The 859-nt window shown below is 66.6% G+C and carries 2 protein-coding genes; one reads left to right on the top strand and one right to left on the bottom strand.

Annotated features, from left to right (window positions below):
- Positions 1-73: 73 nt before the first annotated feature.
- Complete coding sequence (locus BHE97_RS19200) at positions 74-283, bottom strand: hypothetical protein (RefSeq protein ID WP_087625642.1); 210 nt, start codon at positions 281-283, stop codon at positions 74-76.
- Between the two features lie 315 nt (positions 284-598).
- On the opposite strand from BHE97_RS19200, the gene BHE97_RS19195 reads away from it, so the two are divergent.
- Positions 599-859 (top strand): hypothetical protein (locus BHE97_RS19195; RefSeq protein ID WP_201791549.1); only part of this gene is annotated, 261 nt, incomplete at its 3' end.

Here is an 859-nt window from a genome sequence, read left to right as displayed (position 1 = left end):
CGCCGCAGCGAAGCCATACCGGCCGGGTGTCCCCCACGTAGCGAGGGGCCCGTGGCGTTGTTCGCCGGCAGCGTCAGGGATCGCCGGACACGGCCTGGGGATCTGAGGGCCAGGGCCCGGCCCTCCACGCGTCCCGGGAAGCCACGCTCAGCCGCCGTGCCGGGTCGCCCGGATCGGCCAGCGTCACGATCCACCCGTGATCCATGACGGGTTCCATACCCAGCAGACCGGAGTAGAACTCGACGGATGCCGGCACATCGGGGACGATGCGTCGCACGGTCATGGGTTCACGACAGAACGGGGAGAGATGGCTGGGGTACTAGGACTCGAACCTAGAACAACTGATTGAGTCCGGCCTCCCGTGCCACTACGTGCTCCGCCCGATTCCTCGCGTCATTCCAAGGATTTCGGACACCCCCAGCATACAACAACTACGGGTAGAAACGTGACAACCCGTGGACCCCGGACGCAAAACGGGACCGAAAAAGGGACCGAACCCGGCCCCGCTAAATGCACCACAGCGAGACCCGAGACAGGACCGCTCCACTGCCCAGGGCATGCCCGTTCACCTTCGCGGTATCGACGAAGGGATGCGGTGATGAACGAGTTGAGCGCGCTAGCCACAGGCGAGCGGTCCGGACGCGTGGCCGGAGCATTCATCGTCGACCCAGGGGACGTCTTGACCGGTCGGGTGCTCGCCCGCGCCGGCGCGGTGGAGACGGTCCGTGCGCTGACGGCAGAAGGCGTGGCCCCTGGGCTGGGCAAGGTCGAGACTTGGCTGTGGCGATCACGTCTACCCCGGCAGGTCGACGCTCGACAGGTCGCGGAGACGATGACACGCGCCGAGCGAGAAGGATTC

Origin of the sequence: Aeromicrobium sp. PE09-221 (assembly GCF_002174305.1) — a bacterium.
Classification (GTDB): Bacteria; Actinomycetota; Actinomycetes; order Propionibacteriales; family Nocardioidaceae; genus Aeromicrobium.
This window is presented reverse-complemented; position numbering and strand designations above follow the sequence as displayed.